Origin of the sequence: Ethanoligenens harbinense YUAN-3 (genome assembly GCF_000178115.2) — a bacterium.
GTDB classification, from domain to species: Bacteria; Bacillota; Clostridia; order Oscillospirales; family Ethanoligenentaceae; genus Ethanoligenens; species Ethanoligenens harbinense.
Genome location: NC_014828.1, coordinates 1,209,364 through 1,229,833, shown reverse-complemented (window position 1 = coordinate 1,229,833; position 20,470 = coordinate 1,209,364). Strand labels below are relative to the sequence as shown.

General features: G+C 54.8%; 22 protein-coding genes, 1 tRNA gene and 1 other RNA gene. 14 read left to right on the top strand and 10 right to left on the bottom strand.

The features are described 5' to 3' along the window. Positions 1-9: 9 nt before the first annotated feature. Together ETHHA_RS05680 and ETHHA_RS05675 are read right to left on the bottom strand one after the other, a co-directional pair. On the bottom strand, positions 10-417 hold the full coding sequence (locus tag ETHHA_RS05680; RefSeq protein WP_013485030.1) for an OsmC family protein: 408 nt from the start codon (positions 415-417) through the stop codon (positions 10-12). Then, the gene (locus ETHHA_RS05675; protein WP_013485029.1) at positions 414-1,202 is read right to left on the bottom strand and encodes a class I SAM-dependent methyltransferase; all 789 of its coding nucleotides are present in this window, start codon (positions 1,200-1,202) and stop codon (positions 414-416) included. Before ETHHA_RS05675 ends, ETHHA_RS05680 begins: the two co-directional genes overlap by 4 nt. Positions 1,203-1,302: 100 nt before the next feature. On the opposite strand from ETHHA_RS05675, the gene ETHHA_RS05670 reads away from it, so the two are divergent. The 3 genes from ETHHA_RS05670 to ETHHA_RS16315 all read left to right on the top strand — a co-directional run bounded on the left by ETHHA_RS05670 (position 1,303) and on the right by ETHHA_RS16315 (position 2,870). Continuing rightward, entirely contained in the window at positions 1,303-2,190 is an 888-nt protein-coding gene (locus tag ETHHA_RS05670) for a LysR family transcriptional regulator (RefSeq protein WP_013485028.1), read from the top strand. Between the two features lie 99 nt (positions 2,191-2,289). Beyond that, positions 2,290-2,490, top strand: a complete 201-nt coding sequence (locus ETHHA_RS15485) for a hypothetical protein (protein WP_137143857.1) — start codon at positions 2,290-2,292, stop codon at positions 2,488-2,490. A 20-nt stretch (positions 2,491-2,510) separates the two neighbouring features. Continuing rightward, on the top strand, positions 2,511-2,870 hold the full coding sequence (locus ETHHA_RS16315) for a tyrosine-type recombinase/integrase (RefSeq protein WP_137143856.1): 360 nt from the start codon (positions 2,511-2,513) through the stop codon (positions 2,868-2,870). A 68-nt stretch (positions 2,871-2,938) separates the two neighbouring features. Here ETHHA_RS16315 and ETHHA_RS05660 read toward each other — a convergent pair. The 5 genes from ETHHA_RS05660 to ETHHA_RS05645 form a co-directional block, all read right to left on the bottom strand. Further along, a tRNA-Pro gene (locus ETHHA_RS05660) sits at positions 2,939-3,015 on the bottom strand. Positions 3,016-3,191: 176 nt separating this feature from the next. Next, complete coding sequence (locus ETHHA_RS05655) at positions 3,192-3,620, bottom strand: TSUP family transporter (RefSeq protein ID WP_013485027.1); 429 nt, start codon at positions 3,618-3,620, stop codon at positions 3,192-3,194. Then, positions 3,617-3,973 carry a sulfite exporter TauE/SafE family protein gene (locus ETHHA_RS05650; RefSeq protein ID WP_013485026.1) on the bottom strand — a complete coding sequence of 119 codons (357 nt, stop codon included), beginning with the start codon at positions 3,971-3,973 and terminating at the stop codon, positions 3,617-3,619. Before ETHHA_RS05650 ends, ETHHA_RS05655 begins: the two co-directional genes overlap by 4 nt. 145 nt (positions 3,974-4,118) lie before the next feature. Continuing rightward, a non-coding RNA gene (gene ssrS, locus ETHHA_RS15045) (6S RNA) lies at positions 4,119-4,311 on the bottom strand. Positions 4,312-4,381: 70 nt separating this feature from the next. After that, positions 4,382-4,702 (bottom strand): DUF1292 domain-containing protein, encoded by a 321-nt coding sequence (locus tag ETHHA_RS05645; RefSeq protein ID WP_013485025.1) that lies wholly within the window; start codon positions 4,700-4,702, stop codon positions 4,382-4,384. Positions 4,703-4,992: 290 nt separating this feature from the next. On the opposite strand from ETHHA_RS05645, the gene ETHHA_RS05640 reads away from it, so the two are divergent. After that, positions 4,993-5,892, top strand: coding sequence for an SDR family oxidoreductase (locus ETHHA_RS05640; RefSeq protein ID WP_013485024.1), 900 nt, complete (start codon positions 4,993-4,995; stop codon positions 5,890-5,892). A gap of 96 nt (positions 5,893-5,988) precedes the next feature. Here the strand turns inward: ETHHA_RS05640 and ETHHA_RS05635 are convergent, their stop codons facing one another. Further along, entirely contained in the window at positions 5,989-6,648 is a 660-nt protein-coding gene (locus ETHHA_RS05635) for a sugar transferase (protein ID WP_013485023.1), read from the bottom strand. A 390-nt stretch (positions 6,649-7,038) separates the two neighbouring features. Between ETHHA_RS05635 and ETHHA_RS05630 the strand changes: the two genes are divergently transcribed. The 5 genes from ETHHA_RS05630 to ETHHA_RS15480 all read left to right on the top strand — a co-directional run bounded on the left by ETHHA_RS05630 (position 7,039) and on the right by ETHHA_RS15480 (position 11,403). Continuing rightward, a complete protein-coding gene (locus tag ETHHA_RS05630; protein WP_013485022.1) occupies positions 7,039-8,073 on the top strand; it encodes an LCP family protein in 1,035 nt (344 codons plus the stop codon). 311 nt (positions 8,074-8,384) lie between these two features. Continuing rightward, a complete protein-coding gene (locus tag ETHHA_RS05625; protein ID WP_013485021.1) occupies positions 8,385-8,678 on the top strand; it encodes a FeoA family protein in 294 nt (97 codons plus the stop codon). A 40-nt stretch (positions 8,679-8,718) separates the two neighbouring features. Next, the gene (locus tag ETHHA_RS05620) at positions 8,719-8,940 is read left to right on the top strand and encodes a FeoA family protein (RefSeq protein ID WP_013485020.1); all 222 of its coding nucleotides are present in this window, start codon (positions 8,719-8,721) and stop codon (positions 8,938-8,940) included. 78 nt (positions 8,941-9,018) lie between these two features. Further along, positions 9,019-11,157, top strand: coding sequence for a ferrous iron transport protein B (feoB, locus tag ETHHA_RS05615; RefSeq protein ID WP_013485019.1), 2,139 nt, complete (start codon positions 9,019-9,021; stop codon positions 11,155-11,157). 33 nt (positions 11,158-11,190) lie between these two features. Further along, the gene (locus ETHHA_RS15480; protein ID WP_013485018.1) at positions 11,191-11,403 is read left to right on the top strand and encodes a FeoB-associated Cys-rich membrane protein; all 213 of its coding nucleotides are present in this window, start codon (positions 11,191-11,193) and stop codon (positions 11,401-11,403) included. A 235-nt stretch (positions 11,404-11,638) separates the two neighbouring features. Here the strand turns inward: ETHHA_RS15480 and ETHHA_RS05610 are convergent, their stop codons facing one another. Together ETHHA_RS05610 and ETHHA_RS05605 are read right to left on the bottom strand one after the other, a co-directional pair. Beyond that, positions 11,639-12,409 carry a YjbE family putative metal transport protein gene (locus ETHHA_RS05610; protein ID WP_013485017.1) on the bottom strand — a complete coding sequence of 257 codons (771 nt, stop codon included), beginning with the start codon at positions 12,407-12,409 and terminating at the stop codon, positions 11,639-11,641. Positions 12,410-12,565: 156 nt separating this feature from the next. Further along, entirely contained in the window at positions 12,566-13,060 is a 495-nt protein-coding gene (locus ETHHA_RS05605) for a chemotaxis protein CheW (RefSeq protein ID WP_013485016.1), read from the bottom strand. Positions 13,061-13,379: 319 nt separating this feature from the next. Between ETHHA_RS05605 and gatC the strand changes: the two genes are divergently transcribed. From gatC to ETHHA_RS05580, 5 genes are all read left to right on the top strand, one after another. Further along, positions 13,380-13,670, top strand: coding sequence for an Asp-tRNA(Asn)/Glu-tRNA(Gln) amidotransferase subunit GatC (gene gatC, locus ETHHA_RS05600; protein ID WP_013485015.1), 291 nt, complete (start codon positions 13,380-13,382; stop codon positions 13,668-13,670). Positions 13,671-13,675: 5 nt separating this feature from the next. After that, a complete protein-coding gene (gene gatA, locus ETHHA_RS05595) occupies positions 13,676-15,136 on the top strand; it encodes an Asp-tRNA(Asn)/Glu-tRNA(Gln) amidotransferase subunit GatA (RefSeq protein ID WP_013485014.1) in 1,461 nt (486 codons plus the stop codon). Positions 15,137-15,147: 11 nt separating this feature from the next. Further along, positions 15,148-16,569: an Asp-tRNA(Asn)/Glu-tRNA(Gln) amidotransferase subunit GatB gene (gatB, locus tag ETHHA_RS05590; RefSeq protein ID WP_013485013.1), complete on the top strand. Its 1,422-nt coding sequence runs from the start codon at positions 15,148-15,150 to the stop codon at positions 16,567-16,569. A gap of 65 nt (positions 16,570-16,634) precedes the next feature. Next, positions 16,635-17,948, top strand: coding sequence for an aspartate--tRNA(Asn) ligase (aspS, locus tag ETHHA_RS05585; protein ID WP_013485012.1), 1,314 nt, complete (start codon positions 16,635-16,637; stop codon positions 17,946-17,948). 196 nt (positions 17,949-18,144) lie between these two features. Further along, positions 18,145-20,241, top strand: a complete 2,097-nt coding sequence (locus ETHHA_RS05580) for a glutamine synthetase III family protein (RefSeq protein ID WP_013485011.1) — start codon at positions 18,145-18,147, stop codon at positions 20,239-20,241. The last annotated feature ends 229 nt before the right edge of the window (positions 20,242-20,470 follow it).

Sequence of the window (20,470 nt, the reverse complement as noted above, 5' to 3'; positions counted from 1 at the left end):
CACAAAATTTTATAAAGAACTCACTTGCTCAAAAGAGATTGGACCAGACAGTGTCTGATGGATCGAGCAGTCGGCGGCTTTTTTAATAACGGTTTCTTTCATATCTTCACTCATTTTTCCCTCAATATCTACATGATAAAGGAAAGTAGTTTTGAGGGGATTTTCGCGCTTTAAATCCACAACGACTTTTACCGAGTCATATGAAAGCGCCAACTCTTCCAAAAGCATGCGCACCGTAATATTCAAACAAGCCGCCAAACTGGCGCATAACAAGTCGTGCGGGCGGAATCCATTACTCTTTCCTCCTTTTTGCTCCGATACATCCGCATATACTTGCAGAGCGTGGTTTCCTTCCACACGGGTTTTATACCGCGCTTGCTCCGAAATGGATGTCACCATATCATTTCCTTCTTTCATGATGGTTTCTCCGCTTTTACATTCAAGCGAATAAATGTCTCAAAATAAGTATGGTCCGGTTGCAAGGACTGCTTAAGCATGCGCTTTACTACTACGTCCCGGAAATTCTTCTTTTCCGTTTCATTTGTAATTGCCTGAAGAAACGGAACAAGGCAGGGTTGGTCAATCCATTTTGTGATCTCATCCTGGCTTTGAAAAAAGCGACTGGTATCTTCTGTCCAAACGGAAATATTTAAAAAAGGCGTTTGGGACAGCAAAAGCCGGTATTCTTCCAGCGATGGCATATACCACGGCCATCGGAAACCACTAAAACAGGGGGAAAAGACATCTTCTCGTATAGTCTGCCGGATCACGGCGTATAAGGTTTTGCAGTTTCCTTCCGATGCAAAATTGAATCGGATTTTCCCACCAGGTTTTAACGCTTTATAGCAATTTTCCAGAAGACGTTTATGGTCGAAAACCCAATGCAGAGCTGCATTGGAAAAAATTAAGTCAAATTGGTTTTCATAGCGCAGGGAATCGACGTCTTTCAGAATAAACTGAAGTTTGGGACTGGAAAATTCATTCGCTTTTTCAAGCATACCAGGCGACGCATCCAGTCCGATTACTTTTCCGGTCTTTAGATAACGCGTAAACTCTTTTGTTAATGACCCATCGCCGCAGCCAAGATCGAGGATCCAGTCGCTTTCCTTGATTTTCAGTTCCTCAATGATTTTGTGCCCCCACTTTCTCTGATGGGCCGAAGCCTGTCGATATAAGCTGCCGTCAAAATCAAAATGCTCCATCACGATTCCTCCATGCACGTTGTTTGCTATCATTATACCCAACCATGTGATATAATCATATTATCTATATTTCATATATACTATAATCAGAGGTTATGGCATGACCGATTTGAATCTATATCGTGTTTTCTATGATGTGGCACGCACCGGCAGTTTGTCCAAAGCCGCTGAGGCGCTGTATATAAGCCAACCGGCACTCAGCAAATCCATTGCGAAATTGGAAAAACGGCTGGATATCGTCCTGTTTGACCGAACCCCGCATGGAATGTCTTTAACCCATGAAGGAAACGTATTATTCACATATGTTGAAAAAGCCCTTGACTGGATTGATACCGGCGAAGGGATGCTGGAGAAATTAAAGCACCATGACGAAGGAAGCATCCGGATCGGCGTCAGTACCACACTTTGCAAGCACTACCTTCTCCCAAAGCTGGATCTGTTTAAAAAAACGTACCCAAATTATAAAATCCAGATTATCAATAAAACGACGCTGGAGACCTTACAGTTACTGCAAAAAGGGTTTGTCGATATCTGCCTGGTCAGTGAGCCGCCAAAGGACGAAACTTACGATTTTATCAAGATAACGAGTATCCACGATGTATTTGTAGCAAATCAAATCTATCTAAACCAAATACAATATTCCCCCGGAAATGGAGTTTTTCCGAGCGGAAGCTTTATGCTTTTGGAATCCGACAATATTTCACGGCAGTATATCGAGCAGTATTTTGGCCAGCACCATATTCAGGTGACACCCGACATTCAAAGCGGAGATATGGATGTTTTGATTTCTCTGGCCGAAATAGGCATGGGAATTGCCTGTGTAATCAAAGAATTTGTCAGTGTTCAATTAACGGATGGACGGTTGCTTGAAATCAAAGTAGATCCCGATATTCCAAAACGAAATATCGGAATCGTCCATTTGAAGAATATACGGTCATCTCTGGCCGCCCAAACTTTTACCGATTATATTCGGGATACTTGCGCATAAGGCATATTATTTTCATGGGATTTACGTTTTCAAGGAGCTCACCGATTGTGACTTTCTCTGACTTTTAGATGTGTACTTCCGACATGGAAATTGGTAAAAATGCCGATCTGCGTCAGAGGCATCCCCGTTACTGAACGGCCCTCATTCGTGATGAACCTGCTGCGAGAGCAGCGCAAGCAACAAAACGAATGGAAGCTACTGGCCGGACCGGTATGTCTGGAAAGCGGCTTTGCGTTCACAAATGAACTGGAACACCATATGTATTCGCGCACACTTTACCGGTTCTTAAAAGCACTGTGAAATCCGTCGGCTTTCTGAACATGCACTTCCACGATCTCCGGCACACCTATGCGGTGGCGTCCATCCGGGCCGGGGACGACATCAAGACCATTTCGGAAAACCTCGGGCATGCCCCCGTGGCCTTCACGATGGACGTGTATGCCCACGTCACAGAGCAGATGCGAAGGACAGCGCCCAGCGGATACAGGCGTACATCGAGGGCCTGCCGTCTTTGTCTGGGCAGTAAAAAAACCACGCTTCGCGGCGCGAGCATTCGTTTACCCTTTGTAAAGGGTAAACGAATATTTCAGAACAAAGCGAAACCGCCGACAAATGACCTTGTTAAGCCAAATGTCGGCGGTTTTTATATGGCAGGTGTAGTCATAAAAGATATAACATAATCGCGGGTACAAAGCAAAGCGCCCTCCACATAAGTGAAGGGCGTGTCTTGTCCGCGGGCACTACCCGCTGGTCGAGATGACAGGAGTCGAACCTGCGGCCTCTGCGTCCCGAACGCAGCGCTCTACCAAACTGAGCCACATCTCGAAATCATGCTGGATCATTATACTACCATATCGACGCAATGTCAATAAAAACAGATGCCGAACACAAAATTTTGCTGTCTGCATGGATACGGCGCGCTTCAAAATCGCACATCTTCTTGAAAGCGACCTTTATAGTATACGCAGAATCAAGCATGCTGTCAAGCTTTATTTGCACGTTCACACACTTTTTCTCCGTTTGGAATCATCAGCGCCGGGCCGATCTGCCGGAGATGCGGCTTTTTTCTCCTTGTGGGGCGCAAACACTTCCCAGCCGCCCAACGCCAACAGCAGCGCACCGAATAATTTTCCCACCGCCTGCGCACCGATATGACCGGCAATCAGGCTGCCCAACGCCGCGCCGCCAAGCCCCAGCAAGATTGCGGGCCACGCGGCCTTAAAATCCACCAGATGGTTGCGGATATGGAAAACAAGCGCAAACAGCCCGACCGGGATAAAAAACGCGAGGTTAATCCCCTGAGCACGCAGCTGCCCTACCCCGGCAAACAGTGTCAGAAACAGCACAAGCACTCCACCGCCGCCCAAGCCAAGCCCACCGATAAACCCGGCCAGGAATCCCGCCAGGCAGCCGACCAGCGCCCCGCTCATCGCGTGAGCAGCCGATAGGCCGCATAGAGCAGGAACACTCCGAAAATTCGGCGCAGAAGTTTGGCCGGGATTCGCGGCAGCACCAGAGAAGCCGCATATGCCCCGCCAAACCCAGCCGGAACATAATACAACAAATCGCGCAGGGAAAAGCTACCGTTCTTGAGGTAAAAAACAGCGCTGAGCGCGCACAGCGGCACAATGACGGCAATGGATGTCGCATGCGCGCGTTGAGGCGGCAGCCCGCACTTTTCCAGCATGGGCACGATAACCGTGCCGCCCCCGGCGCCCAACAAGCCGTTGAGTACGCCGGCGATAAAACCGGCCGCGCCGCCCGTCAACTGTTTCTTTCCCATTTCTGCGCCCCCTGTTCATCGTCCGATGATTTGCATCCTTTGTCCATCTTTCCATGCCGGGGCGACGGATATGCAAAAAGAGCACATAAAAAACGCCGCCTGCAAAAGCAGACGGCGCAACCGAAAAATACGACGAATGTGCAATAGAATCCCCGCCAAGCCGTGTTCCGGGCACATGATAACCTGCCGTAATTGCAGGTGGGCATCTCCCCGTGGGTTCACGCTCCCTTCCTCCGGCAAAGCCGGGAGGTCTGCAATCCTCCACGGGAGTAAAGATTCCCTTTTCATATGCTTGTAGGGTTATAATAGCCAGAGAATCACGCACGCAGCAGGGCTTCTGTGACTATTATACACAAACCAGCCGCAAATTTCAAGTGGATTTTATGGTATATCGCCGGAGGCTGTTCATTAAGGGTTTCCCGGGTCTTCTTCCTCGATGAAATCGTAGTCTTCCCCAAGAATTTTTTCAAACTCCTGAGAAACCGCCTCAAACTCGGAATCATCCTCCAGGGCGGCCAGCATTTCCTCACCGCTTTCCTCATCTTCGATGATTTTCAGGATCACCAGCTCAGCATCGCCTTCCAGCAGGTCTTCCGGCCGTTCATACACCGGCGTCAGCGCCACATAGGACGCACCGGCATACTCCACGGTGGCGAGATGCTCAAACTCATGGGCATTGCCTTCTTCATCCAAAAGCGAGATCAGCTTTCCTTCGGGTTCTTCCGGCATAAGAAACCCCTCCTTGCCGTGGTGGACGGCATGCGGACGGCGGAACCGCCATCTCCATTATTCGTCGGACCACCATTTGCGATCCGATTTGCACCTATTGTAGCCCAAGTGATGCAAATAGTCAACGTCTGTTTTTTCCTTGCCCACACAGCGGATACATTTTTATGAACGCGAAAGGTACGCTGCCGCATGAAACGGCCAAAACGGCGCACACTAGTCCTATATGCCCAATCCGCAGCGGGTCTGCGGGCGGCCTTTTTCCATGCGAACAAGGGAAGGAAGTGTGCGGGATGTATCCCGGATATCAATATGTCGGTCATGAAACCATCAGCGTCAACAAGCCGGTCACATTTGAACCGCAGCATCAGGACACCCAGCCCGGGCTCGAGAACCTTATGAACCCCAGACCAATCAGCGACAACCCCGACTACAAGGGTTCTGGAAAACTGGAAAACCGCGTGGTGCTCATCTCCGGAGGCGACAGCGGCATCGGGCGCGCAGTTGCCATCGCCTGTGCCAAAGAAGGCGCGGATGTCGTCATCCTCTATTACTCCGAGGAGGAAGATGCGGGTGAAACCAAATCGCTTGTGGAACATTACGGCCGCAGATGCCTGCCGCTGCGCGGAGATGTCCAGCAGGAGGCTTTTTCCGTTTTTGTCGCGGAGGAAACCGTCCGTCAGTTTTCCAAGATCGACGTCCTCATCAACAACGCCGGGGTACAGTATCCGCAGGATAGCATCCTCGACATCACATCCGACCAACTGCACCGCACATTTGAAACCAATGTGTTTTCCATGTTTTATCTGACCAAGGCGGTGCTTCCGGTTTTGAAAAACGGAGCATCCATCATCAACACCGCATCCATCACAGCGTATGAGGGTCACCAGGAACTGCTGGATTATTCCGCGACCAAAGGCGCGGTGGTTTCGTTCACGCGCTCGCTCTCGTTGTCTCTGGCATCGCTGGGCATCCGTGTCAACGCCGTGGCGCCGGGAGCCACCTGGACGCCGCTCATTCCGGCCAGCTTCGCACCCGCCAAGATCAAAGCGTTTGGCACCGGCGCGCCCATGAAGCGTGCGGCACAGCCGTTTGAATTGGCACCGGCCTATATCTATCTGGCCAGCGACGATTCCGGATTTATGTCCGGACAGGTTCTGCATGTCAACGGCGGCGTCATCGTCGGCTCGTAATCTGCCGGCCGCCCGGTCGGTCCCGTTTGCAAAAGAGACCGGGCGCCCGCAAACGCGGTCACCCGGTCTCTTTGACATCTTTTCTTTTGCCGATCTTCAGCGCGCCCCAAGTCCCTGGAAAACCACCGTCACGGTTTTGAACAGGACCAACAGATCCATCCGCCACGACAGGCGGCGGATATAGGTCTTGTCATACCGACATTTTTCCTTCGGCCCGATATCGTAGCCGCCGTTGACCTGCGCCCAGCCCGTCAACCCGGGCTTCACAGCCAAACGATCCCGGAATTCCGGGATATCCCGCTCAAACTGTGCATAAAAATAAGCTCTCTCCGGGCGGGGCCCCACCATGGACATATCCCCCCGCAGAATGTTGACCAGCTGCGGCAGCTCATCCACATGGTATTTGCGCAAAAAGCGGCCGAACCGCGTGATGCGTATATCGTTCTTTTTCGCCCAAGCGGGGCCGCTCGCTTCCGCGTCAATGCGCATGGAGCGGAACTTGTAGATTACAAACGTTTTGCCGCCGAGGCCAAGGCGCTCCTGCTTGAAAATAACAGGGCCCTTGGATTCCAGACGGATGCCCACCGCCGCGATCAGCATCAGCGGGCTCAACAGCACACAGCCGGCCAGAGCCACCAATACGTCAAACAGGCGTTTGCCATATCGGGCATACCAGCCGGCATTTTCGTTTTCTTCACGGACATCATAGGCCAGCACGGAAAAATCGCTGCTCGTCCGGTTAAAATGATCGATCACATCAACACTTCCCGTATCTGTTCAATTTCATTAAAAGCTGGAGCCGATTGCCGCAGCATGCACAACTATGTCCATTCACGCGCTTTATTATAGTATGGAGGGTATATAAATGCAATACGTCATTTGTAAACTTTTTTCTTCACGCGCCGCCGCGTGTGGACACAAAGACAATTTTACCACACTGCGCAGGCGGCCGCAAGATGCAGTTTTATCCACATCCGCATTGATTTCCACTATTTTACTATGATGTCCCTGTCGATTTTGGTTGAATTCTCTTGGGCATCGTCTCCAAACTTGAAAAAAGAGGGAGGGAATGATATAATCATTGCGTATTGTAGAAACGCATTGCTCAAAAAAGTTCCCGGCGTTCGAATGAGGAGGAAAGCTAATTTGTCATCTGTCAAGACCAAACGAAGGTTCCACTGGTGGTTTATTCCGATTCTTATCGTTGTGGTGCTCGCAGTTGCCGCAGCGTCTATCTATGCCTACACGTCCTCCCGGATACATAAAACCGTCAAATATGTGAGCAACTGGAGTCAGGTCACCAGCACCGCGCAGGACAACACCTCCAGCGCTCAACAGGGACTGGACCAGATTGATGCCGGCAATTTTCCAAGCGGCAACTCCAAAGACTATCCCATTATTCAGGTAAAACAAAAAGATCCAAACATTGAGAACATCCTGCTCGTGGGTATCGACGCGACACAGGGCAACGGCGGCGAAGGCAGTTACGGCGCCAACCGGGCGGACAGCATCATGGTCCTGAGCATCAACAGAAAGACCAATACGCTGAAGATTGCCTCCCTCCTGCGCGACACAAAGACCTATTTTCCCAACACGCAAAGCAACCATAAATTGAACGCAGCGTTCTCCTATGGAGGCATCGGGCTGCAGATTGATATTGTAAATTATGCCTACAAGTTGGATATTCAAAAATACATGCTGTTCGATTTTGACGGGTTTTCGCACATCATCGACACGGTCGGCGGCGTGCCCATTACCCTTACGGCCGAAGAAGCCAGTTATTCCTCCATCAATGTGGGTAAAACAGCCGGCACGTATATATTGGACGGTGCGCACGCTTTGGGTTACGCCCGCACGCGCAAGATCGATACCGATTTCATGCGCACGCAGCGCCAGCGCAATGTCATGATGGCAATTTACAACAAATTCAAAACGGCCGATCTGGTCACGAAGGCATCCGTTTTGAACCAGTGCACGGGGTATTTCAAAACCAATATTCCCACCACGGAGTTGACCGGCACGCTGCTCGCATTCGAAAGCAGTTTGAACAACATTCAGCAGATTTCCATTCCCACTGAGGACGACGGCCTTTACACCACCGAAACGTCCCCCATCTGGTTTTGGGATCTCAACTGGCCCGCAGAGGTCTCCAAGCTGCAGAATTTCATCTACGGAAGTTGAATGCCTTCCCGCCGCACAAAGCCATACCTCACCAAATCGGAAAGAGCGCTTGCTCTTTCCGATTTTTTATACACACAGAAGCACGTTTTTCCAGCACTTTTTGGTGTTCTGTATGAATTTGTTAGAAGGCATTGACAAAAGGCTGTGGGAAGCATAAAATGTTAGACAGAACGAACGAAATAGTGATTCTCATTATGCCGTTTTTTCTGCGTGAAACATGCCCCGCATGTTGCCATAAACCAACGTTGCGCCCGCATCCGCCCCAAAAGACGGTGCCGCGGCCACAGCATTCATGAAGGAGTGACTGTTTTATGAAAAAACTGAACACCGTCGTCTCGTTGGATGAAAATCTTTGTGTATGCAGTCCGCGCAGAGACCACGCCAAAAACGTCGTCCCGCTGAGCATGGTGCGCGCCGGAGAGCACGTCACCATCCATTCCATCTCCGGCAAGGACGATACCCGCCGGTTCCTGTGCAACCTGGGGCTCGTGGAAGACGCGACCGTGTCCGTCGTTTCCGAAATGGGCGGCAATGTGATCGTCAACATCAAAGGCACACGGCTCGCCATCAGCAAAGCCATGGCGAGCCGTGTGCTGACCGCCTGAACCGCGCGGTCCGCAGAATAGAAGAGCGGGAGGGTTCAATATGAAAACACTGAAAGATGTCAAGCCCGGCGAAACGGTTTCCGTCACCAAACTGAACGGCACCGGCGCACTCCGGCGCCGCATCATGGATATGGGCATCACCCGCGGCACAACGGTGTTTGTCCGCAAGGTAGCGCCTTTGGGCGACCCTATTGAGATCACCGTCAGAGGCTATGAACTGTCCATCCGCAAAGACGAAGCGCAAAACATTGACGTTGCCTGATTCCATGCATTGGATAAAAGCAAAAATTTTTTGTCACAAAAGTTATAATACTCTAATTTTTTGAGAGGATCTGTGGGAATGGAAATCAAGATCGCGCTGGCCGGCAACCCCAACTGCGGGAAAACCACCATGTTCAACGACCTGACCGGCAGCACCCAGTATGTGGGCAACTGGCCGGGCGTTACAGTGGAAAAAAAGGAGGGGAAGCTCAAGGGTCATAAAAGCATCATCATCACCGATCTGCCGGGCATCTATTCCCTCTCTCCTTACACACTGGAAGAAGTGGTAACCCGCAACTATCTGATACACGACCATCCCGCCGCGATCATTGATGTGGTAGACGCCACCAATCTGGAGCGCAACCTTTACCTCACCACCCAGCTTCTGGAGCTCGGCATCCCGGTCGTTCTCGCGCTGAATATGATGGACATCGTCAAACGCTCCGGCGACCGAATCGACAAAGAGCAACTCGGTGCCGCTCTCGGCTGCGAGGTAGTGGAAACCACCGCGCTCAAAGGCACCGGTTCCTTCGAAGCAACCGAAAAAGCGATTCATCTCGCAAAATCCGATTCCCATGCCGTCCCCCGCCACGCCTACAGTCCGGATGTGGAACAGGCGCTTGCCGAAATTGCGGGTTTCGTGAAGGAAGCCGTGGAACCCCAGCGCATGCGCTGGTATGCCGTAAAGCTGTTTGAGCGGGACGAAAAAGTCCTGGCGGCGCTGCAGTTTTCAGCAGACGAGATGGAACACCTTGAACGCATTATCAAACCTGTAGAGGAAAAACTGGAAGACGACAGCGAGACCATCATCACCAATGAGCGGTATGACTATATTGCCGAACTCATCTCCAAATGCCTGCATAAGAGCGGTCGGGGCGACAACGTTTCGGACAAAATCGACCGGGTGGTGACCAACCGCATTTGGGCACTGCCGATCTTTGCCGGCATCATCTTCCTCATCTATTATATTGCCGTCAGTTCCGTCGGTTCAATCGCAACAAAGTTCATCAACGACACCGTGTTCGGCAACTGGGTCACAAACGGCGCCACTGCAGGCCTACAGGCCATCGGCGCCGCAGACTGGCTCCGGAGCCTGGTCGTGGACGGCATCATCGGCGGCGTGGGTACCGTGCTCGGCTTCGTGCCGCAGATGCTCATCGTGTTCTTCTTTCTTTCGTTTCTGGAGGACTGCGGCTACATGGCGCGCATTGCGTTCATCATGGACCGCATCTTCCGCCGCTTCGGGCTTTCGGGCAAATCGTTCATCCCCATCCTCATCAGCAGCGGCTGCGGTGTGCCGGGCATCATGGGCACCCGCACGATCGAAAGTGAGCAGGACCGCCGCCTGACCATCATGGTCACCACGTTCATGCCGTGCAGCGCCAAACTGACGATCATCAGCATGATGGTGGCGTCGTTCTTTCCAAATTCGTTCATCATGGCACCCGCCATGTATTTCCTCGGCATCGGCGTCATCGTGTTTTCCGGCATCGTGCTCAAAAAGACACGCGCATTCAGCGGCGATCCCGCGCCCTTTGTCATGGAACTGCCGCCCTACCATATGCCTTCCATCAAAGGTGTGCTCACCCATATGTGGGAGCGTTCCCGCGCGTTCATGGTCAAGGCCGGCACCATCATCTTCATCATTTCCGCCATCGTCTGGTTCCTGTCCTCTTTCAGCATTCTGCTCCAGCCCGTGGGTAACATCTCCCAGAGCATTCTGGCCGACATCGGCCACGCGGTCGCCTGGTTCTTCATACCGCTCGGGTTCGGCAACTGGCAGGGGGCGGTCGCTTCCATCAACGCCCTGACCGCCAAGGAAACGGCTGTGAGCACACTGGCTGTGCTCAACGGCGTAGCCGACAGCAACAACACCTATGCCGTGATGTCCGGCATCCAGCATATGTTCACCCCCATCGCCGCTTTCTCCTATATGATCTTCAACCTGTTCAATCCACCCTGCATCGTGGCCATGAGCACCACCGCGCGCGAAATGGGCAGTGCCAAATGGACAGCTGCCGCAATCGGATACCAGTTGCTGCTGGGGTACAGCATGGCGTTCGTCTGCTACCAATTAGGCTCCTTCCTGTTCTTTGGCGGCAGCTTCGGAATCCCCACTGTGCTGGCCATCGGCGTTGTCATCGTCGGCATCTATCTGCTGGTACGCCCGGCGCACAACAAGAGATCCAACCTGAAACATGCGGCCGCCGGCGTATAAGACTGTTCCCGTTCCATCTGAGGAGGGTCTGCAATGAATCTATCGACCTTGCTGGTTTTGATCCCTATAGTGGTCGCGCTTGCTTTCGCCATCCGCTATGTCGTGAAAAACGGCTCCTGCGGAGGCTGCCCCGGCAGCAAACGCTGCAGGGCCGCCAAAATGCAGGGAAGTTGCGGCGGCAGCTGCGCCTCCTGCCACGGATGCTCCGCATCCTCTGCGGTAAAGCCCGCTGTGAGCAAGCGCTGAACATCTTCCCAAAACAAAAGAGGCCGAACGCTTTCCGCGTTCGGCCTCTTGTTTATCTCCACAGTATGAAAAGGGAAAGCAAAGTCATACAGGAATCAAACGCGATTTTCTCATCAGATCAAACAAAGACCGGGGCTAATCCCCGGTAAATTCACAAGGATTTTTGTAAAACAAAGTTCGCAGATTTCAAAATAGCGGCTTTTTCATCACACCCCAAAGACAAAAAAGTCATCCGTCATCGCACCACACCGCCTGTATCTTTTGCTGTGTGTGAATGCCGCAAAACGGCATGTTTTCTGCGCGGACGGGGAACGGCGGCACGTTTTTCCCGTTCGGAAACCACTCCGTAGAAAAACGTCAGCGCCGCGCAGACCAGCCCACAGACAATGCCGCTCCAGCCGCTGTAGGGCGAAGCGGCAAAAAAATCGTCTTCAAAGATCATGCCCACCGCTGTATAGATCAGGACCGCGGCACACAGGTGAATAAAGACCGGACGGCGATCCATCAGCTGCGCCACCGCTTTTCCTCCCCAGAAAATCACCGGCAGGCAGACGATCAGGCCGATGATGATCAGGCCCATTTTCTGTGCGTCCAGCCTGCCTCCGCCCGCCATCGCAACGGATGCCACCGCGAGCGCGTTGTCAAAACTCATGCTCAGATCCGCCGCCACAATGGACGCCACCGCTTTGGGCAGGCTGCCCGACGGCGCTTTACCGCCGTGCGCGGGTTTCTTTCCATCCAGCATGTGGTATGTAATAAACAACAGCAGCACGCCGCCGGCAAAATGCAGATGCAGAAAGCGGAACGACAGGATGGCCCCCAGCATGGAGATGAACAGGATGCGAAGCACCACTGCGGCACATCCGCCAAGCAGATTGGCCCATTTTGCCCTGCGCGGCGGCAGATCGCGGATGGCCAGCGCGATCATACCGACGTTATCGCCGGAAAGCACCAGGTTGAGGAAAACAATCTGCATCCCTTTCACAAACAGTTCCGGTCCGGTCAACGCATCGCCCCCTTTCCACAATGCTGCATCCCGCGGCATCAACGTTATACCATATGGCACGCTCTGGAAGATTATGCGCCGCCAAACGGCGAGAAAAAGCGCCCCGCATGCGCAGGATGCATGCGGGGCGCCGCTGTTTTCATCTGTCAGAATACATCATTCCGTCAACAAAGGCGAAGCGCCGCCCGTTCCGAAAGCGCCCTGCCCCAGCACCGCACCGCAGTCCAGCACCATTTTCACGCTTTCGCCGCTTTTGGCCATGGCGCAGATGCAGCCGTCCCCATTTGTGCCGCTGTCCGTCACAGGCAGAATATCCGCCGGGGGGACATTGGCCACCTCGGAGACATTGTCCACCATCATGCCCGCACGCTCTCCGCCAATGTTGGTAACAATGATGCAGGTACGGTCGGACGGCTGCGTTTCCTCGCCGCGCAGGCGCTGCTTGAGGTCGATCACGGGGATGATGTCGCCGCGCAGATTCATCACGCCCTTCATGAACACCTGCTGCTGCGGCACGGGAACGATGGGCTGCAGCTGCACGATCTCGCTGACATAATCGATGGCGATGGCAAACGCATCCCGCCCCAGCAAAAAGGTCAAAAACAGGTTTTCTCCTTCTTCTCTGTCCGTTTCAAGCGCTGTTTCCTGCATGCCGTCTCCCCCTCGTCGTTATAAAACCGTATCTCTACCGTTATGGTGATGGTTTCAGCATACCTCTCCGGGAGCAGCTTGTCAATCCGCGTTTGTCTTTTGCCAAACAATCTTTTGTCAAATCCCAGAATTTTATCATTTTTTGCAAATATCCGCCGGTATTTCCTCAAAAAGATGTGCATATCGTCTAAAACAGCCCCACGCTTTTTCGCACTATTGAATTGCTGCACAAATATGTTATACTATTGGGTATGTATTGCATGCAGAATCGTTGGATCGGCCGCCAGGCCGGCCGGCATTTTCTGAACGGGAGGACGCAATGGATCAGAAACCCGATATCGAGCGCATCGCGCGGCTTGCGCAGATTGAACTCAGCGATGAAGAGAAGGCCGTGTTGGAACACGATCTGACGGCGGTCATCGGCTATATGGACGTGCTTTCCAAAATCGATACCACCGGCGTGGAGCCCATGGAGCATGTGCTGGGGCTTTCCAACGTGCTGCGCACGGACAAGCCCGTGCCGTCGTATGACCGCGCCCGGCTGCTGGGCTGCGCACCCAAGACCGAGGACGGCTATTACGACGTGCCGCTCGCGGTGGAACAGGAGTGAACCGGATGGAATTATGGAAACTGGGCGCGCGCGAAGCCGGCAGGCTGCTGGCCGCACGTGAAATCTCCGCGCCCGAACTGACCGACGCCCTGCTCACACGCATCGAGGGGGTGGACGGCAAAACCGGCGCTTATGTGACCGTCTGCCCGGAACTGGCCGAAAAGCAGGCCGCCGCCGCGCAGGAACGGCTCGACGACGGGGAGAGCGGCGCGCTCCTGGGCGTGCCGGGCGGCATCAAGGACAACATCTGCACCAGCGGAGCCACCACCACCTGCTCTTCCAAAATGCTCGAGCATTTCACCCCGCCCTACGATGCCACCGTGGTCGAGAAGCTGGGCGCGGCCGGCGCAGTCACCCTTGGCAAGCTGAATATGGACGAGTTCGCCATGGGCGGTTCGACCGAGACTTCCTATTTCAAAAAAACGGCTAACCCTTGGGACCTTACGCGCGTGCCCGGCGGCTCCTCCGGCGGCGCGGCGGTAGCCGTGGCGGCGGGCGAAGCCCCGTTTGCACTCGGTTCGGATACCGGCGGGTCCATCCGCCAGCCCGCCGCGTTCTGCGGCGTCGTCGGGCTCAAACCCACCTATGGCGCGGTCTCCCGCTACGGACTGGTCGCATTCGCTTCCTCGCTTGACCAGATCGGCCCCATCACGCGCAATGTGGAAGACACCGCCGTGGTGCTCGACGCCATCTGCGGACGGGATGCGCATGACTCCACCAGCGCCGATTACGCTCATCCGTCCTATACGGCCACGCTGGGCAAGGGCATCAAAGGCATGAAGATCGCCCTGCCGAAAGAATACCTCGGCGACGGGCTTGCCCCTTCTGTGAAACACGCGATTCTTGCCGCCGCGAAGGAGCTGGAAAAGCTCGGCGCGGTCTGCGAGGAGGTATCCCTCCCCGCCACCGAATACGCCGTGCCCGCCTACTACCTCATCTCCTCCGCGGAAGCCAGTTCCAACCTGGCTCGGTATGACGGTGTGAAATACGGCTTTGCGGCGGACGGCTGCAAAACACTCGCGCAGCTCGTCACCCGCACCCGGGACGAAGGCTTCGGGCGCGAGGTCAAGCGCCGCATCATTCTGGGCACCTATGCGTTGAGCGCGGGCTACTACGACGCCTATTACAAAAAAGCGCTGCAGGTGCGCCGCATCATCAAAAACGGATTCGACTCGGTCTTTGCGGACTATGATCTGATCCTCGGCCCCACGGCGCCCACCACCGCCTACAAACTGGGCGAAAAGAGCGGCGACCCGCTGAGCATGTACCTCGGTGACATCTACACGGTGCCGGTGAACATCGCCGGCCTGCCCGCGCTCTCCATCAACTGCGGCTACGACGAGGACGGCCTGCCCATCGGGATGCAGCTCATCGGGCCCGCGTTCGGCGAGCCGGCGCTGCTTCAGGCGGCATACGCGTACGAGCAAGCCACGCCGGATGCGCACAAACAGCCGGTCATCGCGTAAGGGGGGCAACTATGGCTGAATATGAAATCGTGGTGGGTCTTGAGATCCACGCCGAACTCTCCACCAAAACCAAGATTTTCTGCGGCTGCGAGACTACGTTCGGCGGCGAACCGAACACCCATTGCTGCCCGGTCTGCACCGGTATGCCCGGCACATTGCCCGTGCTCAACGAGCGAGTGGTGGAATACGCCGTGCGCGCAGGGCTTGCCATGGACTGCGAGATCGCGCATTTCTCCAAGCTCGACCGTAAAAACTATTTTTATCCCGATCTGCCCAAAGCCTATCAGATCTCTCAGTTTGACCTGCCGCTCTGCAAAGGCGGCTACGTCACGCTGGACAGCGGCAAAAAGATCGGCATCACCCGCATCCACATTGAGGAGGACGCGGGCAAGCTGGTGCACGACAAAGTCTCCCGCCGCACGTTTGTAGACTACAACCGCTGCGGCGTACCGCTCATCGAGATCGTCTCCGAACCGGACATGCGTTCGGCGGAAGAGGTGCATGAATATGTCGAAAAGGTGCGCGCGATTTTGCTGTATGCCGACGTGTCCGACTGCCGCATGGAAGAAGGCTCCCTGCGTGCGGACGTGAACCTCTCCGTGCGGCGCAAAGGCGCGGAAGCGTTCGGCACCCGCACCGAGATGAAAAACATCAACTCGCTGCGCGCCATCTACCGCGCCGTGCTCGGCGAAAGCAAACGGCAGATCGAGGAACTGGAAGCGGGCGGGCATATCGTTCAGCAGACCCGCCGGTGGGATGACAACAAGGGTGCCAGCCGCGTGATGCGCAGCAAAGAGGAAGCGGACGATTACCGCTACTTCCCCGAGCCGGACGTGGTACCCGTCAAGCTGAACGACGCGCGCATTGAGAACATCCGTGCCACCCTGCCCAAGCTGCCCGCCGCCCGTGTGGAAGACTACGTGCGGACCGGCGTTGCCAAAGACGACGCCGTCATCATCACCGCGTCGCGTGCGCTGGCCGATTTTTATGAACAGGCCGCCGCGCAGAGTGACGGTAGAGAAGCCGCCAAATGGATCGTGGGCGAGATGATGCGCCAGCTCAAGGACCGCGGCCTCGAGCCGGAAGCCATCCCCTTCCCGCCCGCTTATCTGGCCGATCTAATCGTGCTGTGCCAGAAGGGCGAGATTACGGCGGCATCCGGCAAAAAGGTGTTCGGCCTGCTGTTTGACGAGCAGGCTGCGCCCGCCGCTCTGGTGAAAAAATACGGCCTGCGCGTGGTGGGCGACGCGGATGCCATCGGCAAGGCGGTGGAGCAGGCGCTGGACGCCAACCCGAAATCCATCACTGATTTCAAGAACGGCAAGGAAAAAGCTTTCGGCTTTCTCATGGGGCAGTGCATGCGCATTCTGGGCGGCAAGGCCGACCCCGCCGCGTTGCGCGCCAAGCTGACCGAAAGTTTGAACAACAGATAAATCTGCAAATGCAAGATCATATACGGAAACGCCGGACGGCGTTTTGGTGAAGGAGAATGGGAACGATGACCTTTATTGACGGCAGTGTCGAACAGCCGGTAGATCTGCAAACCCTCCGGCAGGCAGGGAAAAACGCGCGCATCAAGGGGTTTGTACACAACATCCGGGATATGGGCGAATTTTCGTTCCTCATCCTGCGCACCGGCGCCTACACGCTGCAATGCGTATATAACCCCACCTATTCCAAAACTCCGCTGGACGGGCTGCGCGAGGGCACCTGCATCGAGGTGTGTGGCGAGGCAGTGGACGAGCCGCGCGCGCAGAACGGCTTCGAGCTTCACATCGTTGATTTCACCGTCATCTCCTCCCCCGCTGAGGAATACCCCTTCGCCATCAATAAAAAATACCTCAACCTCAACATCGATACCAACCTCGACCATCGCCCGCTCACGCTGCGCAACCCGCGCCAGCGCGCCATCTTCAAAATTCAGGAAGCGGTGGCCGATGGGTTTGCCGATTTCATGCGTCAGAACGGCTTTACCCAGATGCACACGCCCAAGATCGTAAGCGCGGGCGCGGAGGGCGGCGCCAACATCTTCCATCTGGATTATTTCGACACCAAGGCGTTTCTGAACCAAAGTCCCCAGTTCTACAAGCAGATGATGGTGGGCGTGTTTGAGCGCGTATTTGAGATTGCGCCGGTCTTTCGCGCCGAAAAGCACCACACCTCCCGCCACCTCAACGAGTATGTGGGGCTGGATTTTGAAATGGGCTTCATCAGCGGCATGGAAGACGTGATGGCGATGGAAACCGCCATGCTCCGGCACCTGTTCGCCTATGTTCAGGCGCATTGTCTGGAAGAATTGGCGATGTGGAAGGTCGATGTGCCTGTCGTTGACAAGATTCCGGCCTTTACCTTCATGCAGGCGCGCGAGATCATCGAAAAGCTCGGCCGCAAACCCGGCAAATGGGATCTGGAGCCGGATGACGAAGTGGCGCTCTGCGACCATGTCAAGCGGGAATGCGACAGCGATCTGGTTTTTATCACGCATTTTCCAGCGGCCAAACGGCCTTTTTATGCGATGGACGACCCCACGGACGAACGATTTGCACTCAGCTTCGACCTGCTGTTCCGCGGGCTGGAGATCACCACCGGCGGCCAGCGTATCCACGACTACAACGAGCAGGTTGACAAGATGCGCCGCATGGGCCTCGATCCGGCCGATTTCGCGTCATACCTCATGGCCCACAAATACGGCCTGCCGCCGCACGGCGGTCTCGGCATCGGGTTGGAGCGCCTGGTCATGAAACTGATGGGGCTGAAAAACGTGCGCGAGGCTTCCCTGTTCCCGCGTGATACCGGTCGCTTGCAGCCATGACGCGCCGGATACCAGGATTTTCAGCAGCTTTTTTTATGTTTTGAGAAAGATGCCCGCGCCCACCCTCTTGCATTGCCCCCCTTTGTATGATAAAATTTGAAAAGTCCAATGCGGAACAAAGGCGTTTCGCGGCTTTATTGCCGTGCGCCTTTTTATTTTTATCTGCATGTTCCAATATTAAGGAGGATTACTTTTTATGGGAAACGCAAAAACAAACCCAGCCGAAATTTTCGGTAAATACGTCTTCAGTGACGCTGTGGCAAAAACACGCTTGTCTAAGGCGACTTATAAGAGTCTGAAAAAGACCATCGAGCTCGGTGAACCGCTGGATACATCCATTGCCGATGAAGTGGCCGCCGCCATCAAAGAGTGGGCCATCGACCTGGGCGCCACCCACTTCACCCACTGGTTCCTGCCGATGACCGGCCTGACCGCCGAAAAGCACGACTCCTTCATCTCTCCCACCGGCGACGGCAAAGTCATCCTTTCGTTCTCCGGCAAAGAGCTGATCAAAGGCGAGCCGGATGCGTCTTCTTTCCCGTCCGGCGGCCTGCGTGAAACCTCCGCCGCCCGTGGCTACACCTCATGGGACACCACCTCTCCGGTTTTTGTAAAAGAGGGTTCGCTCTACATACCCACCGCGTTCTTCTCTTACACCGGCGAGATCCTTGATAAAAAAGCCCCGCTCCTCCGCGCAAACGAAGCGCTTGACAAGCAGGCCCGCCGCGTGCTGGCCGCTTTCGGCAAATCCGGCGTGAAAAAAGTGACCGCCACCGTCGGCCCGGAACAGGAATATTTCATCGTCAACCGCGACCTGTACAACCAGCGCCTTGACCTGGTTCTCACCGGCCGCACCCTGTTCGGCGCGCAGCCGCCGAAAGGCCAGGAGCTCGCCGACCAGTATTTCGGCACCCTGCGCACCAAGATCGTCGATTTCATGCACGATCTCGACGAGCGGCTGTGGGAACTGGGCATCACCGCCAAAACCAAGCACAATGAAGTGGCTCCGGCCCAGCATGAGATTGCGCTGATCTTTGACCCGGCCAATGTCGCCGTCGACCACAACCAACTGGTGCTTGAACTGCTCCAGAAGACCGCTGAACAGCATGGTCTTGCCGCCCTGGTCCACGAAAAACCGTTCGCGGGCGTCAACGGCAACGGCAAGCATATCAACTGGTCCCTCTCCACCGACGAAGGCGAAAACCTCCTCGACCCGACGGACGATCCGGGCAAAAACCCGCAGTTCGTCATCTTCCTCGCGGCGGTCATCAAAGCGGTGGATGAATACGCCGAGCTGCTCCGCTCGTCTGTGGCGAGCGCCGGAAACGACCATCGTCTGGGAGCCAACGAAGCGCCTCCCGCCATCATCTCCGTGTTCGTCGGTGAGGAACTCGAAAGCCTGATCGACGCGGTGGAAGAAGGCAAAAAGTTCACCTCTCCGGAAGCCAAAAAGACTAATCTGGATGTTTCTTCCCTGCCTGTCATCACGGAAGATAAAACCGACCGCAACCGCACCTCGCCGTTTGCATTCACCGGCAACAAGTTCGAATTCCGCATGTGCGGTTCTTACGCCAATGTCGCCGGCCCGGCCTTCGTCCTCAACACCATCGTGGCCGAGGCCCTGAGCCAGATCGCCGACCGCCTGGAAAGCACCAGCGATATCGAAAAAGCCTCGCTCACGCTTGCCGGCGAAATCTTCAAAGCCCACAAACGCGTCATCTTCAACGGCAACGGCTACTCCGACGAGTGGGTTGCGGAAGCGGAAAAACGCGGCCTGCCCAACATCAAGAACACCGTGCTGGCCATCAAGGCGCTGCTTGATGAGAAAAACCGCAATGTGCTTGAGAAACACGGTGTGCTGGTCGGCAAAGAGATCGACGCCCGTTATGAGATCCTGCTCGAAAACTATGCGAAGATCATCAACATCGAAGCGCTCACACTGGTGGACATCACGTTCCGTCAGCTGGTACCCGCGGCATTCAAATATGCCAAGACCCTTTCGGATTCCATCGCTTCCTTCAAGGCAGCCGGTGTGGATGTAAGCGGCAACACCGCGTATCTGGAAAAAGTGCTGGGCCTGTCCAAATCCATCGTTGCCAAGGCGGAAGCTCTCAAAGCGGCTGCCGAAGCTGCCGGCGCGCTGGAAACCAACTTTGATTCCGCGCTTGCCTATCGCGAAAATGTCCTTTCGGCGATGAACGACCTGCGTTCGGATATCGACACGCTGGAACCCATCGTTCCTGCCGACATCTGGCCGGTTCCGGTCTATACCGACCTGCTCTTCAGAGTGTAATCTGTTTCAGCGAATTTTTCTACTGCACGTTTGCAAAAAAAGAGGGACGTTTATCGTCCCTCTTTTTGTTTTGCAACACAATGCAGGCGTGCAGCCGGCCGTTTTCATGCCGCCAAAAGATTTCATCCATTTTTCCTTGCAAAGACATACCCTGCCGCGCGTAATATGGTATAATAGAAGGCACAAAAAAGCCCATGCCGTGCATGCGCGGCATGATTTTGCATCTGGA